At 61.7% G+C, this 14,351-nt stretch carries 16 protein-coding genes and 1 pseudogene; 13 read left to right on the top strand and 4 right to left on the bottom strand.

What is annotated here, in order from left to right:
* Window positions 1–66: 66 nt before the first annotated feature.
* Complete coding sequence (locus MF410_RS16885; protein WP_097624699.1) at window positions 67–588, bottom strand: hypothetical protein; 522 nt, start codon at window positions 586–588, stop codon at window positions 67–69.
* A 212-nt stretch (window positions 589–800) separates the two neighbouring features.
* Between MF410_RS16885 and MF410_RS16880 the strand changes: the two genes are divergently transcribed.
* Together MF410_RS16880 and MF410_RS16875 are read left to right on the top strand one after the other, a co-directional pair.
* Window positions 801–992 carry a hypothetical protein gene (locus MF410_RS16880; protein WP_239619905.1) on the top strand — a complete coding sequence of 64 codons (192 nt, stop codon included), beginning with the start codon at window positions 801–803 and terminating at the stop codon, window positions 990–992.
* A 4-nt stretch (window positions 993–996) separates the two neighbouring features.
* Complete coding sequence (locus tag MF410_RS16875; protein WP_097624701.1) at window positions 997–1,293, top strand: hypothetical protein; 297 nt, start codon at window positions 997–999, stop codon at window positions 1,291–1,293.
* A gap of 27 nt (window positions 1,294–1,320) precedes the next feature.
* Here MF410_RS16875 and MF410_RS16870 read toward each other — a convergent pair whose 3' ends face one another.
* Window positions 1,321–2,196: a LysR substrate-binding domain-containing protein gene (locus MF410_RS16870; RefSeq protein ID WP_097624702.1), complete on the bottom strand. Its 876-nt coding sequence runs from the start codon at window positions 2,194–2,196 to the stop codon at window positions 1,321–1,323.
* 116 nt (window positions 2,197–2,312) lie between these two features.
* Between MF410_RS16870 and MF410_RS16865 the strand changes: the two genes are divergently transcribed.
* Both MF410_RS16865 and MF410_RS16860 read left to right on the top strand, forming a co-directional pair.
* Window positions 2,313–3,017, top strand: coding sequence for an SDR family oxidoreductase (locus MF410_RS16865; protein WP_097624703.1), 705 nt, complete (start codon window positions 2,313–2,315; stop codon window positions 3,015–3,017).
* An 8-nt stretch (window positions 3,018–3,025) separates the two neighbouring features.
* Window positions 3,026–3,634, top strand: coding sequence for a pyridoxamine 5'-phosphate oxidase family protein (locus MF410_RS16860; RefSeq protein WP_097624704.1), 609 nt, complete (start codon window positions 3,026–3,028; stop codon window positions 3,632–3,634).
* A 33-nt stretch (window positions 3,635–3,667) separates the two neighbouring features.
* Here MF410_RS16860 and MF410_RS16855 read toward each other — a convergent pair whose 3' ends face one another.
* On the bottom strand, window positions 3,668–5,137 hold the full coding sequence (locus MF410_RS16855; protein WP_097624705.1) for a hypothetical protein: 1,470 nt from the start codon (window positions 5,135–5,137) through the stop codon (window positions 3,668–3,670).
* Between the two features lie 269 nt (window positions 5,138–5,406).
* On the opposite strand from MF410_RS16855, the pseudogene MF410_RS16850 reads away from it, so the two are divergent.
* A pseudogene (locus tag MF410_RS16850) lies at window positions 5,407–5,993 on the top strand (hypothetical protein).
* 30 nt (window positions 5,994–6,023) lie between these two features.
* Here the strand turns inward: MF410_RS16850 and MF410_RS16845 are convergent.
* Window positions 6,024–6,773, bottom strand: a complete 750-nt coding sequence (locus MF410_RS16845; protein WP_097624707.1) for a class I SAM-dependent methyltransferase — start codon at window positions 6,771–6,773, stop codon at window positions 6,024–6,026.
* Between the two features lie 270 nt (window positions 6,774–7,043).
* Here MF410_RS16845 and MF410_RS16840 point away from each other — a divergent pair, with 270 nt between their 5' ends.
* From MF410_RS16840 to MF410_RS16805, 8 genes are all read left to right on the top strand, one after another.
* Entirely contained in the window at window positions 7,044–7,364 is a 321-nt protein-coding gene (locus tag MF410_RS16840) for a hypothetical protein (protein WP_097624708.1), read from the top strand.
* 191 nt (window positions 7,365–7,555) lie between these two features.
* Window positions 7,556–7,936 (top strand): cell surface protein, encoded by a 381-nt coding sequence (locus MF410_RS16835; RefSeq protein ID WP_097624709.1) that lies wholly within the window; start codon window positions 7,556–7,558, stop codon window positions 7,934–7,936.
* A gap of 154 nt (window positions 7,937–8,090) precedes the next feature.
* On the top strand, window positions 8,091–8,387 hold the full coding sequence (locus tag MF410_RS16830) for a hypothetical protein (RefSeq protein WP_097624710.1): 297 nt from the start codon (window positions 8,091–8,093) through the stop codon (window positions 8,385–8,387).
* A 283-nt stretch (window positions 8,388–8,670) separates the two neighbouring features.
* On the top strand, window positions 8,671–9,342 hold the full coding sequence (locus MF410_RS16825; protein ID WP_239619903.1) for a methyltransferase domain-containing protein: 672 nt from the start codon (window positions 8,671–8,673) through the stop codon (window positions 9,340–9,342).
* 19 nt (window positions 9,343–9,361) lie between these two features.
* On the top strand, window positions 9,362–9,997 hold the full coding sequence (locus tag MF410_RS16820) for a TetR family transcriptional regulator (protein ID WP_097624712.1): 636 nt from the start codon (window positions 9,362–9,364) through the stop codon (window positions 9,995–9,997).
* Between the two features lie 215 nt (window positions 9,998–10,212).
* Entirely contained in the window at window positions 10,213–11,094 is an 882-nt protein-coding gene (locus MF410_RS16815; protein ID WP_097624713.1) for an aldo/keto reductase, read from the top strand.
* A gap of 593 nt (window positions 11,095–11,687) precedes the next feature.
* A complete protein-coding gene (locus MF410_RS16810; protein ID WP_097624714.1) occupies window positions 11,688–12,965 on the top strand; it encodes an alpha/beta hydrolase in 1,278 nt (425 codons plus the stop codon).
* Window positions 12,966–13,047: 82 nt separating this feature from the next.
* The gene (locus MF410_RS16805; RefSeq protein WP_097624715.1) at window positions 13,048–14,298 is read left to right on the top strand and encodes an FAD-dependent oxidoreductase; all 1,251 of its coding nucleotides are present in this window, start codon (window positions 13,048–13,050) and stop codon (window positions 14,296–14,298) included.
* Window positions 14,299–14,351 lie beyond the last annotated feature (53 nt).

Raw genomic sequence — 14,351 nt, 5'->3', positions numbered from 1 at the left:
GCGAGGCGACGGCTAGAGCGAGATGTTTTTTTCAGCAAAGCCGACTGCAGGCTTATGCGGCGCCTCTTAGAAATCCTGGGCGAATTCGCACGCCAGCAATGTCTTGCCTTTGAAGGCATCCCCCTGGCGGGCGGCGATGGAAACTTTTCCAGGCCCGGCAAGTCCGGGCTCAGGCTGCTGATCGGCTGGAAGCTCGCGCGCATAGCCCTTGGTGGAGGTTCCAAGCAGGTCCGAGGTCTCCGGCTTCAACCCGTATTTTTTCGCCAGATCGTCAGCGCGTTGGCCCTCGACCAGAATTCCGACCGCATTGCTGGCAAAGAAAACCTCCGTCGACTTGAAGCCGTCGTGGCCGATCTGGCTCGGGATCTTGTAGATCGCTGCACCCAGCGACGACGTGTCCGGCTTGGCCAGAGCTTCCGCGGCATCATAGATTTCGGTTGCCGATGTTATCGAATAGGGCGGCTTGCAAAGGGCGGCATCGAAGAACTTTTCATTGGCCGAAGCGGCCAGGGCGTGTTCGGCCTGAAATGTCTGAAAAGCAACGAATAGCGAGATGGCAGCGGTGCGCATGAATTTGGCGTTATGCATGTGATATTTCCACGAGTTGGCAGTAGCGGGCCGCGTTCGATGATAAGTCCGGATGCTTCAGGGATTCGGAACGGCATTGCCACCTTAGGTTTAGCTTTCGGTCTTTTCGAAAGTGCCGCCAGATGTTTAATTGGAGATCGCTGTCCGGCTCGGATAGAGCGGCTCCGCTTGTCGAGACAGAGCATCACAGTCCCTACGACGGCGGGAGAGCCATGATCGCAGCCTATATCGACGAAATCATCATGTTTTGCGCAGGCCTGTGGATGACCTCGGTCGGCTTTGGTTATCTGCCGCTGCCCGGCTACTCCGCCAATCCGCCTTTGGTTCGTCACTTCAAGTGGATGGGGCCCATACTGCTCGTCATCGCCATCGTCCTGGCCGCCGCCTCATCAGGGCTGGAGTGAACAAATGAACAATATGTTGGCTTGCCCATCGTGCGGATTGGACGAAACAGAATCGATTGTGCACTTCGATTCGTACATTCTTCGATGCGCCGCCTGCGGCGAAGCAATCGTCGCGACATCATTCATGGCGATGCTCGAGTCGGATCACGCGTTTTCAGCCTTTGCCGATCCGGGGCCTGGAAAACACCTTGCGCCAGAGATGCTCATCGCTCGCGGACCGCTTCGGCAGATCTCAACGACAATCAGCGGCGCGGCGTCTAACGGAACGCTGATACGCCTGATCCCTGAACCCAAGGATTGAAATCCGACTTCGCGTCGGTTTATGGGTTTAGCCCAGCGACAGCCGCGCCGCGCACCAGTGCCATACCGCATCGACCGCCTTTCGCGGCGATGACGCGCGTTTGCGGATAAGGAAATAGTCCGGTTCGATCAGCGTCGTCGCATCCGTCACCTGCACCAGCCGCCCGGCCTCGAGATCCGCCGCCACGAACGCCCGGCAGGCCAAAGCGACGCCCTGGCCGGCGAGCGCGGCATCGAGGGCCAGCGTGGTGTGGTTGAACACCGCGCCCGGCAGCTTCTCGCGCGATCGCAGGATGAGCGGCCAGGGGCTGACCGCGTCATGCAGAAGCGGCAGCTTGCGAAGCGCATCGGCCGTCAGCGGAAGGGGTAGGCCCTTGACGAGGTATGGGCTGGCGACGGCGACCAGTTCCTGGCGGAACAGCAGCCTTGTTTCCAGCGAGGCTGGGAAGGGCCCGCGGGTCAGCCGCACCGCAATGTCCACCTGATCGCGGTCGAAGTCCGACAGCGCCTCGGTGGCGACCGTTCGCAGTTCCACGTCGGGGAGGGCGGCTTTGAACTCGGCGAGACGCGGGATCAGCAGCTTGGCGGCGACCGTCGGGGTGACGCTGATCGTCACGGCGTCCGGCCGGGCGAGAAGCCGTCCGGTCGCCTCGCCGAGCGTGTCGAAGGCGCGGGTCACATCCGCCAGATAGGCTGCGCCTTGCGGGGTCAGAGCCAGACCGCGCGGCAGACGTTGAAACAGCATCAGGCCGAGTTGATCCTCCAGCGCGCGGACCTGCTGCGCCACCGCACCCTGAGACACTCCCAGCTCCTCGGCGGCGGTGCGGAAATTCAACCTGCGGCCCGAGACCTCGAAGGCGCGGAGCGCATTCAGCGGCGGCAGCTTGCGGCGGGGTTGGGCCATTGAGATTTCCGGAGGCTCTCCAGTAGATTTTCTACAGTCTGACACGTTTCTTTCTGAGGCGAAAGTCGGCGCTGTCTCTGGCATACTGCTTCGCAATTCAACGATTGGAGGCTTCGATGTCTAAAGAAAAAGTCGCTCTCATCACCGCAGGCGGTTCCGGCATGGGTGCTGTCGCCGCACGGAAGCTGGCTGCGGACGGCTATCGCATTGCGGTGCTCTCTTCGTCGGGCAAGGGCGAGGCGCTCGCCAAGGAATTGGGCGGTGTCGGCGTCACCGGCTCGAACCTGGTCAATGACGATGTGAAGCGGCTCGTCGATCTGGCGATGGAGAGATGGGGGCGGATCGATGCGCTGGTCAATTCCGCCGGCCATGGGCCGCGTGCGCCGATCCTCGAAATTACCGACGAGGATTGGCACAAGGGCATGGAGGTCTATTTCCTCAGCGCCGTGCGGCCGATCCGGCTGGTCGCGCCGATCATGGAGGCCCAGGGCGGCGGCGGCATCGTCAACATCTCGACGGCATGGGCCTTCGAGCCATCGGCGATGTTTCCCACTTCGGCCTTCGCCCGGGCGGGGCTGGCAAGCTTCACCAAGATTTTTGCCGACACCTATGCGGCGAAGAACATCCGCATGAACAATGTCCTGCCCGGCTGGATCGACAGCCTGCCGGCCACCGACGCGCGGCGCGACAGCGTGCCGATGGGCCGCTATGGCACAGCCGAGGAAATCGCCGCGACCGTCGCCTTCCTGCTCTCCGAGGGCGCCGGCTACATCACTGGCCAGAACATCCGCGTCGACGGCGGCATTACCCGTTCCGTCTGAGTCAGGCCATGGAAACAGATCATGAGGCCGTGCCGCCGAACCTCGCGGATATAGACGCTTCCGCATGGCGGGAGCTTGAAACGGCTGCGTCAAATCCGCAGTCGGGTTTCCGGTTCGTGAACCTCTGCTCGGTGGATTCAGAGGCGAGGCCGCAGGCGCGCATGGTGGTCTTGCGGCGCGCCGACGGGTCATTGCGGGTTCTGGAATTTCACACCGATAGCCGCAGCCCGAAATGGCGGGAGCTTTCGGCAAATCCCCATGTCGTAGTCCTCGGCTTCTGCCCGCAGACGCGGCTGCAGTTTCGCCTTCAGGGAACGGTCGAACTGCATGCCTCCGGCAGCGATCAGGCGAACGCCGCCTGGGACACGCTCTCCCCCTGGACGCGGACGACCTACACCGGCGGTCCGCCCGGCGACGAGTGTGGTTTTGACATGATCGATGAGGCGGTTCTACCAAAGCCTGCGGATGAGGCGGAGGGAAAGCCGCACTTCGGCCTGCTGATCTTTCGCGCCCGCATGCTGGACTGGTTCCAGTTGCGCCGGCAGGGCAATCGAAGGGCGCTGTCGACCTATGACGAGACGGGCGCTCTTGCCGCCTGTCGATGGGTCAATCCATAATCTGGGAGGCCATGATATGGAATGGGCGCACCCTCATGGGCGCAGCCGGACGACGATCGAAGCTCCCGGAACCCTCAACTGTTCCGCCATCGCTTCCAGATCTTTTCCATCGGTGCCCGCCAGAACAATGTGGCCATCCATGATCGGCTCCCTCATCCAAGGTTCCATGACGACCTTGTCGTTGATCAGCAACTGCGTTTGCCGTCCCAATGCGGCTTGCGTGAAATCGCGGAATTTGGCGGTGCTTTCCGGCGTGAGTACGATAGTCAGCCCCCGATCATAAGAGATGGGAGACCGGGCGACCTCGGCGCTCTTCACCTCGAGCGAGACGGGCGCGATCGCTTCAGCCCCGTCTTTTTCCGTCACCACCGCCGTCTCCTGCGATTCCGGCGGCGAAGGCGGCGTGGAAAGCTCGTCCAGGATGCCCGGCCCGGCCTTGGCAGATGGCAGCGGCTCGACATGCAGATCGGGCGTCTGCAATACCTTGGCCGTCACCACGGCGGGGAGCGGCAAGCGCGCCGGCATGTCGTCCCGCAATATGTGGGTGTAGGTGCGCAGCGTAAATCCGCCTGTGGTCACGCTGACGATCTCGGTGGCTTCGACCGCCGAACCATCGTCCAGCGAGACGACGAATTTGGCGCTTCGGGTCTTGCCGGCGCGTTTGATGGAAGCCAGCTGATCGGCGGTAAGGTTCTTTACCCGCTCGGGAAAGGCCGCCATCATCTTTGCCGTCGCCGGCTGCTGCGACTGACTCAACGCTGCGGGATCGAATTCTTCCGAGAGGGAAAGAGTTGCCGTGTGGGAGGCAGCGTCGGTGGACTCAAGGGTCCAGGTCGACACCACGGGGACATTGACGCCGCTATAATCCTCGATCCGCGACGCCGCCGCGGGCTGCCCGATCTGCATGACCTGATCCTGATAGAATTGTCCGGTCGCAAGCAGCTGCGCCTCCGGCACCAAGGCGGTGACGATCAGCAGCGGGTTTTGCTCTATCTTGCCGATGATACCATTGACCCCATTTTCCGCGGGCGCGGTCCCACCTGGTCCATTGGCGGCCATTTCCCGCATATGCGCCAGGATCCCATCGACGCCGAAGAGGTTGGTGGGAAAGCCGTTCAGGTCCGTTTCCAGCTCGAGCGTGCTGGTGCCATAGACTGCAAGGGAGTTCCGATAGAGCAAGTTCATCTGATAGCTGTCGGTAGGGCCAGCAGTGCCTTCCGGCAATTCGGCATTGAGGGACCAGCGGGCCCGCATGCCGCTTTCATCCCGCGACAGAACCGTCATGCGCTGGCGAAATACGCCGCGCGCCGTCACCGCGGCACCTGGCTTGTCGAACCAGAACGACATATCGCTTTCGGTGGCTTTCTGAACGCTGTAGCCGCGCTCGGCGCCGGTCGCCGGCGCATAGCTGGGGATTGTGACGCCGTCATCGGACCACGCCGGACCGGAGAGCGTGACACAGACGCAAAACCAGACAAGTCTTCTCCAGTGCGGTGATTTCATGCTGGCTGGCCTCTGACATTCCTGCCGAGATCCTAGCAGGAAGGCCTCGGTGATATAAGATCAAAACTAAGAATATTTTCCTATCCTGTGGATCGTGCTTGCGATATGTTGCACGCAATTGCAACCATGGAATGCTGAATGTCGAGCAAATTTTTTCCCGTTGGCGAAATGATCGTCCGGACGAACTTCCGCTGTCGCCCGCAGAATTCCCGGCCTCGCAAGGTGGGAGTCTTGCCGAAGGATCGGCTGGCAACGAGGGTTAGGGGCTGATGGTGGAATTCAACCCGCGCGACAAGAGCCGAACCAGTGCCGGAAAGACGCGGGCGATGGTGCGAAAACATACCGCTCCGCCCGGCAGGAGCGATGACGGCAGCCTTCGCTGGCAATGGCTGACGATCCAGTTGCTGGAATCGCCGGCATTCACGACATTGAGCGCCAATGCCTGCCGCGCCTTCTTCCGCATCATCATCGAACACACCGCCCATGCCGCCTTGGAAAACGGCAAGCTTGTCGTGACCCATCCCCAGTTCGTGTCCTACGGCGTCACCGGCGAATATGTCGCCGATGCGCTTGATGAATTGGCATATAAGAGGCTGGTCAAAGTTCGCCGCGGCCGCGCAGGCAGCGGGGTCGCGCATCCCAACCGCTTCACCCTGACATTTGTCGGCGACCATGAAGGCGCGCCGGCCACCGACGAGTGGAAACAATGCACGGCCGATAGATGCCGGAAATGGTCCGAGACCGACCGCAAACTTGCCGCCGACAAACGCGGGCGCGTCGGCCGGAAGAAAAAACGCCACTTCGGAATCCCGAAATCCCACCGCTTCGGGATCCCGAAATTCGCCGCGCTTCGTGAGCTATGACCCTCGGAAAATATTGAGGGATTTCAATGCCGCAGCCAATTTCGGGATTCCGAAGTGCTATATAGAGTTTGGTGGGGACGAAGGCACTTTGCCACGATCAGGAACTCCGTCTCCCGCCCGCCGATCCTTCCGGCCGAAACCGTGCGCAGCAGAAGGCCGAAGGCTTCATAGAGCCAATAAAGCGGAGGAATTCGGTCCTTGAGCGCATGCACCTGGGTCGACACATATTCTCCGACGAAGACGATATCCATGCCGAGTTCCTTCAGTGTCCCGGCGATCTCCGAATGCGATGCCTCTGCGGCGTGCTCGACGCGAAACGGGGCATAACCCGGTTTTCCCGCGTTTTTCTGCCGCAGCACGTAGCGGTAGAACAGGACGTGGGTCCACCAGGGCGTGAGGTCGGTGAAGATCCCTTTGGTCGAATTCAGGATCGGACCCTTGACGAAGACCAGGCCACCGGGGGACAGGGTGTCGTGGGCTCTGAGCAAGGCGGCGCGCGGGCTTTCCAGATGCTCGAGTACGTCCCAAAAGACACACGCGTCGAAGCGGCGGTCTCCGTAGTCGATAGTCTGCGCATCGCCGAGGATCCGCTCGCAAGCATCCCGGTTCCTCTCGAGCTGCTCCTTCGAGATATCCAGCACCGTATATCTGGCGCCCTCCAAGGGAATATGGGTGCGGGAGCCGCCGCCAACCTCGAGAATATCCGTGTTGATCTTGCTTGAAAAGGCTGACCGCGCGTGTGACAGCGCATCGTTTACCCACGGCGAAGCCATAATCTTCCTCCCCAGGAGAGATTAGCGTCTGCGACTATAAGTAAGCATTAATATAACGTTTAAGCAATATTTAAACTTTCGATGCCGGTGTGCCTAAAGCGCGTCGCGTCAAACTTGATTCATGCGACGCGCTTTAGCTCTTTGTTTTCACGCATGTCGCTGCCGCAAAACCGCGGCACACTTTTGCGCGACATGCTTTAGTTTCGCGCAACCTTGCTGATGTACCCGCAGGTCTGATGAGTCTCAGAGGCGCTTCGGCCGGAGGATTGCATGATGGTGGGTATTTTTCGGGCTCTGGCGGTCCTTGCGATGATGACGGCGCTTGCCGGCTGCATCGACCATGCCAATGATCCGGTGCTCCTGGCGGTGGGCGTGCCGGTCAATCCGCCTGCTGTTGCGCACGGCATCTGCATGACCGATGGCAACGCCATGTATGACGAGGCGAGGAAGCAGTATCAGCTGCGGGCCCAGCTGACCGGCTACGCTCAGGCCGACGAGCTGGAGGCGGAAACGATAGCGCGCGCTGCGGCCCACCGGCAATATGTCGCCTGCCTCTCCGGCCAGGGCTACCGGACATTATACGCGAATTGAGAACAGAGAATTCAGATTTCCACCCTGGCGCCGTTTGAGCCCGTCTGCCGATCGCGACTTTTCACGTTTTTCGGCGCTTTGGTCACGCCGGATCGCCTGCAATCACGAGTTTTGGAAGCTGCATGTGAGCGAGGAACCAGGCAGCTGGAAAAGGCATTTTCATCAGGTAAATCCACGAAGGAGGGTTTATCATGAAGACGCTCAGACTGACCCCTTTCACCACGGTGCTCAGTGCCTTTCTCGCCCTCGCGTCGATCGCGTCGATCGCGCCGGCGCAGGCGGCACCTGTCCAGGCAGTTCGGCCGCCCGATCTCCAAGCCGAAAAAATGGTGCAATATAAACCACATGCCGGGTCCTGGCATGGATATCAGGGCTTTCACACCGAGCGCGCCGGCACCCGCCGCCATTCCGACGGTTACTGGTATCCGCTTGCCGCCTTCGGCGTCGAAGCCGGCACCACGGGCTCCATCGTTCGCCAGCCGGTGAACAGACCGGCAGCCCCGGAAATGTGCAACCCTACGTTTTCCGGATCGATCGGTCCCGGCAGCATGCCTTGTGATAACGGCTATTGAGCCGGCAAATGAAAGAGGCGGCCCTGAGCCGCCTCTTTCTCGATCATGGGGCCGCTCACATATCCGTGACCTCCATTTTGGCGCCGTAGTATGTGACAGATCGCCTTCCTAACTCCGGGGCGCAAATTCCCTGAATCCTCCCAAGGAGACGATTATGACCACGACCTTCAAGAGCGGCCTGACCGCCGCCGCTTTCAGTGCAATCCTCGGCCTCTCTGCCTTTTCGGCCACGGCAGCTCCCCTCCAGTCGAGCGCGACGGAGCAAGGTGCGACAGCGCGCCCGGTTGCTCAGGAAACCAAGGTTGAACATGACAGGCGCACGACCGGTTCGATCGGCGAGCGCGCGGAAAGCATGGGTTCGACACACTATATGATGAACCCGAAGAAGCCCCTCAACATGGATTGCAAACTCGGCTTCAACCCCACGAGCAGCTCCAGCTGCAACTATTGACGAGCGCCCCGCCGTTCGCGGCCAAGTTGGCAGACTTTGTCGGCAATATGGAGGCGGCCTTTTTGGGCCGCCTTTTGCTGTAGGGACCGGTACAACCGTCTTCCACAAATCTTGCATCAACTGCAAAAATGCAATAAGTGAAAAATCAACAGAGATTTCGACAGAAAAAACCGCGCAAATCGCCTGTTCGCACAGGTGTTTGATGCGTCTGCCTTGGAATTGCCATGCTCGCCGCGATGGTCGCATTTCATAATCAATCGAATTTCAGACAGGTGGGATAGTCATGACCGCAAAGGCTGCATGCTCCGATTTCCTGCATTTTTTTCGCTCCTGGATCAGCAACCCGCTTCGTGTCGCCGCCATCGCGCCGTCGGGCGATTCGCTTGCCAGGATCATGACCAGTGAAATTGCCGCGCTCGACGGGCCGATCATCGAGCTTGGCCCCGGAACCGGCGTCTTCACCCGGGCGCTGTTGACGCGCGGCGTCAGCGAGGCGGATCTGACCCTGATCGAGTACGGCCCGGAATTCATCGCCGCGCTGCAGGCGCGTTTCCCTATGGCGCGTGTGTTGCAGATGGATGCGGCCCAGCTCGCCCATGCCGATATTTTCGAGGGCGAACCGGTCGGCGCCGTTGTCAGCGGCCTGCCGCTCTTATCGATGTCGCCGCGCAAGATCGCCTCGATCCTGGCCGGAGCCTTCGCCTATATGCGGCCGGGCGGGGCCGTCTATCAATTTACCTATGGGCCGCGCTGCCCGGTGCCGCCGCCGATCCTCGACCGTCTCGGCCTGAAGGCGGTGCGCATCGGCGGCACGGTGCGCAACCTGCCGCCGGCCTCCGTCTACAGGATTTCCCGCCGCAAACCGCTTGAGCTGTCGCGCGAGCGCTTCAGCTATCGTGAGAGCGAAGCCGAACTCGACGATATTGCCGCTTTTTCCAACGAAACCGGCGGCTGAGTGATGATGCCGGGCTGACATGGCTGACAGCAAACGGACGGCGACCGGGGAAGGCAGGCGGGAACGCAAGCGGCGGCAGACGCGCGAGCGCATCGAGCAGGCGGCGATGACACTCTTTCTCCAGCGCGGCTTCGAGGCCACGACCGTCGAGGACATCACCGAAGCGGCCGACGTCTCCAAGCGCAGCTTCTTCGACTATTTCCCCTCCAAGGAAGAGGTGGTGTTTGCCTGGCAGGACAGTTTCGCCGATCGGCTGATGGCTGCGATCGCCGCAAGGCCGGCAGAAGAGCCCTTGGTGGCCGTGGTCGAGGCGGCGATCATCGCCACCGTCATCGCCGCTGTCGACGAGCGCGGCCTGGCGCTCGCTGAACTCATTCATCGCACGCCGGCGCTGAACGCCCGCGACCAGCTGAAATATGCCAGGCTGGAGCAGAAGCTCGCCGAGGCGCTGCTTCTGCGCAAGGGAAATGATCCGCAAGAGCGGTCGCGCATGCGCATTCTCGCGGCGGTCGTCATCGGCGCGCTGCGCGTCGGGGCCGAACTTTGGCAGCAGCGCCCGCCGGGTGCCGCGCCGCAGGATTTTGCCGAGGAAATCTTCGCCGAGCTCTGGAGGATCCTGGCTGAATTCGGCGACGAGGCGAAGACCAGGCTTTGATGTCGGTCGCTCAATCCGCGCACCCTGCGGCATTTTCGGTTCCGTCCCTGTCCGTGCCCGCGGCTCCCTCCTATATGTGCAAGCGTCATAAAGGCCATAGTCTCGATATCACCGTGATCGGCGGATCATCACCGCGCGCCGATGACCGGTGAACCCGGCGGCACCGCGCTGCGCCACCCACTTTAACGATTTCATTGACCAGGAGAGGAAAGATCATGTCCAGTCATAATGCAGCCAAGTCAGGCACCTTCAAGATCGGCGGCGAGATCGCCGTCAACCGTCTCGGTTTCGGCGCCATGCGGGTCACCGGCAAGGGCATCTGGGGCGAGCCCGACGATCATGCCGAATCCATCCGCACGCTGAGGCGCCTGCCGGAACTCGGCGTCAACTTCATCGATACCGCCGATTCCTACGGTCCCGATATTTCCGAATGGCTGATCAAGGAGGCGCTGCATCCCTATGGCGGCAAATCCATCGTCGCCACCAAGGGCGGCCTCACCCGTCATGGCCCCGACATCTGGCTGCCGGTCGGTCGCCCGGAATATCTGATCCAGCAGGCGCATAAGAGCCTGCGCAATCTGGGGCTCGAGCAGATCGACCTCTGGCAGCTGCACCGCATCGATCCGAAGGTGCCGGCCAAGGAGCAATTCGATGCGATCAAATCGCTGCTCGATGCCGGTCTTATCCGCCATGCCGGCTTGAGCGAAGTCTCCGTCGCCGACATCGAGGCGGCCTCGAAGCACTTCAAGGTCGCCACCGTCCAGAACCGCTACAATCTCGTCGACCGCACCAGCGAAGACGTGCTCGATTACTGCGCCAAGCACAATATCGGCTTCATCCCCTGGTTCCCGTTGGCCGCCGGCGATCTCGCCAAGCCCGGCTCGCTGCTCGACACGATCGCCAAGAAACACAATGCCGCGCCAAGCCAAATTGCGCTCGCCTGGGTTCTGAAGCGCAGCCCGGTGATGCTGCCGATCCCCGGCACCTCCAAGGTCAAGCATCTAGAAGAAAACGTCGCGGCTGTGGATATCACGCTGTCGGACGAGGAATTCTCCGCACTCGATGCCGAGGGCCGGAAGGTCTTTAAGGCGGCTTGAGGAGCTGACCGGCGGAGCCAATCCAAAACCCCTCCCCACAAGGGGAAGGGGCCAACTTGCTGCACCGCTTCAAGTAACCGTCGATCGCACCAATCCGTCGAACGGTAACAACAGACAAAGACCTTCACCGTCTTTAGCCCCTCCCCCTTGTGGGAGGGGTTGGGGAGGGGAAAGGGCGGGAGGATGAGCGGCAGGCGGCGACCTCTGAGTTGCAGCAAGATTTTTCGGCACAATTTTGACCACCTGGTCAAACATGCCGCAAAATGAGGCGCCTCCCTGCTGTTTCCTAGGCAAGCCTTGCACTGAGTGCAATGCTGCATTGCGGTATTTTCGCTATTCCCGATCAAGTGAATGGGGTATCACTATCTTCGTAAGCAGCGCACTCCTCCTCCCAGCGCTCTTACATCGGACTGACAACACTCCTCCTCCCAGTTGTCAGTCAGGATCAAGAGCCTGGCACACCTCCTCCCGCGCCAGGCTCTTTTCGTTTTCCCAATCAAGCTCTTCCTTCTAGGCAATTTGACTCTGCGGCTGTCGTCGGCCTATTTGAACGGGCGCCGCCTGTCGGTGCGCGAACCGGTTGGAGTTTGGTCATGATCGGCAGATGGCGCGGCCCGCGGGCGGCTCTGACAGGTCTTCTGCTGGCGGCGTTCGCGCTCGCCGGCTGCGGCGGCAGGCCGGTCGGCGTCATGCAGGCGGCGGGCAGCGTTCCCCCGGGCACGTCGAAGGTGGACCTTCTCGTCGCGACAACGCGCGCTGCCGACGACAATCCGGCCGTGCTTTTCTCAGGCGAACGCGGCACCGGACTTACCGTCAATGCCGTCGATGTTTCGATCCCGCCGGAGGCCAATCGCAAGGTCGGCCAGGTGCAATGGCCAACGCGGCTGCCGGCCGATCCCTTACGCGATTTCGTCACCGTGTCGGTCGATCCGCTCGAAGGCGAGCGGGCGGGCGAGACCTGGCTGAAGGGCCATATGCCTAAGAGCCGCCGGGTGCTGGTCTTCGTGCACGGCTTCAACAATCGGTATGAGGATGCCGTCTACCGCTTCGCCCAGATCGTCCATGATTCGCATGCCGACGTCGCTCCCGTCGTCTTCACCTGGCCCTCACGCGCAAGCATCTTCGATTACAATTACGACAAGGAAAGCACCAACTATTCCCGCGACGCGCTGGAGGAATTGCTGACCCGCACTGCCGCCAATCCCGCCGTCAGCGACGTCACCATCATGGCCCATTCCATGGGCACGTGGCTGACCGTCGAAGCGCTCAGGCAGATGGCGATCCGCAATGGTCATGTCGCGTCCAAGATCAACAACGTCATCCTCGCCTCGCCGGATCTCGATGTCGACGTCTTCGGCCGCCAGTTCGCAAGCCTCGGCAAGGACCGGCCGCATTTCACCATCTTCGTCTCCAGGGATGACCGGGCTCTGGCGTTGTCGCGGCGCATTTCCGGCAATGTCGATCGCCTCGGCCAGATCGATCCTTCGGTCGAGCCCTACCGCAGCAAGCTGGAGGCGGCCGGCATCACCGTGCTCGATCTCACCAAGCTCAAGGGCGGCGACCGGCTGAACCACGGCAAATTCGCTGAGAGCCCCGAAGTGGTGAAGCTGATTGGCGACCGGCTGATTGCCGGCCAGACGATCACCGATTCCAATGTCGGCCTCGGCGAAGCCGTCGGCGCAGTGGCGATGGGCGCTGCCCAGACGGCCGGAAGTGCCGTCAGCGTCGCCGTCAGCACGCCGATCGCCATCTTCGATCCGCGCACCCGCCGCAACTACGACGCCCAGTTGAAGCGCCTCGGCCGGTCGGTCGACAATACCGTCGGCTCAGTCGGCGACAGCGTCGGCGCCGGCCTGCCGGAAAGCCAGTAAAAAATCCATAGGCATCACTACCGATCTGATATATCAGAGTGGCGAAGGGCAATTCTGTCTGCAGTATGGGTGGGTTGATGGCATGGCTGAAGAGACGAAGAAGAGGGTTGTTGTCGTCGGCGCAGGCGTGATCGGCGCCTCGATCGCCTTCGAGCTGCAGCGGCGCGGCCTTGCGGTGACCTTGGTCGACAAGGGCGAGCCGGGCCGCGGCACCTCCTTTGGCAATATGGCGAGCATCGCGCTCGATTTCGTCGCCGGTTCCTGCCCCTCGACCTGGAAGAAAATGCCTGGCTGGCTGCTCGATCCCGAAGGCCCGGTCTGGCTGCGGCCCTCATATGCGGCAAAGATGCTGCCCTGGTTCCTGCGTTTCCTCGCGGCCGGCCGCCCGTCGCGCCTCCGCGCGATCGAGGATGCCGGCATGAGCCTCTCACAGCGCGCCCTCGGCGATTTCAGGCAGATGCTCGAGGCGATCGGCGCGCCCGAGCTGATGACCGAGGAGGGGTGTCTGGCGATCTACGAGACCGAGGCGGAATTTGCCGCCGACCGCGGCCATCTCGCCATGATGCAGCGCTACGGCCTCGAATTCGAAGTGTTGAGCAACGGCGCCATTCAATCTTATGAGCCGGCTCTTTCCCCATCGATCGCCAAGGCCGTGCTGCTGCCCGACAACAAGTCGATCCGCGATCCCTATCAGCTGGTGGTCAAACTTGCCGAGGCGGCCAAGGCCGCGGGCGCGGCCTTCGTCTCCGGTATGGTCCGGAATATCGAGCGCAAGGGCGATGGCACCGCCGTCGTGCTGCTTGAAGACAGCAGCCGCATCGAGGCGGATTCCGTCGTGCTGGCCGCCGGCGTCCACACCCGCTTCCTCGCCGAAAAGCTCGGCGAGCCGATCCCGCTTGAAACCGAGCGCGGTTATCACACGCAGATCATGAAACCCGGCATCTCCATGCGCTATTCGATGATCTGGCCGGCGCGCGCCTTCATGGTGACGCCGACGGCGGGCGGCATCCGCGTCGGCGGCAATGTCGAACTTGCCGGCCTCGATGCGGCTCCGGATTTCCGCCGACCGCGGGTGCTGGTGCGCCATGCCCAGCGCGCGCTGCCGGGTCTCAAACTCGAGGAGGCGACGGACTGGATGGGCCATCGCCCGGCGCTGCCCGATACGATCCCGATCATTTCGCCGTCCTCGAAAATGCCGGGGGTTTTCTATGCGACAGGCCACGGCCATCTCGGCCTGACCTATGCGGCAACGACAGCGCGGCTGATCGGCGATATGGTGACCGGGCTCAAGCCACCTCTCGACATCACCCCGTTCCGCATGGACCGATATTAGGATTTACTGTCGATGGCGGCCTCGGCCGTCACATCCGAACTGGAGTTTACGAC

The sequence above is a fragment of the Rhizobium sp. C104 genome (genome assembly GCF_022354505.1).
GTDB classification, from domain to species: domain Bacteria; phylum Pseudomonadota; class Alphaproteobacteria; order Rhizobiales; family Rhizobiaceae; genus Rhizobium; species Rhizobium redzepovicii.
This window is presented reverse-complemented; position numbering and strand designations above follow the sequence as displayed.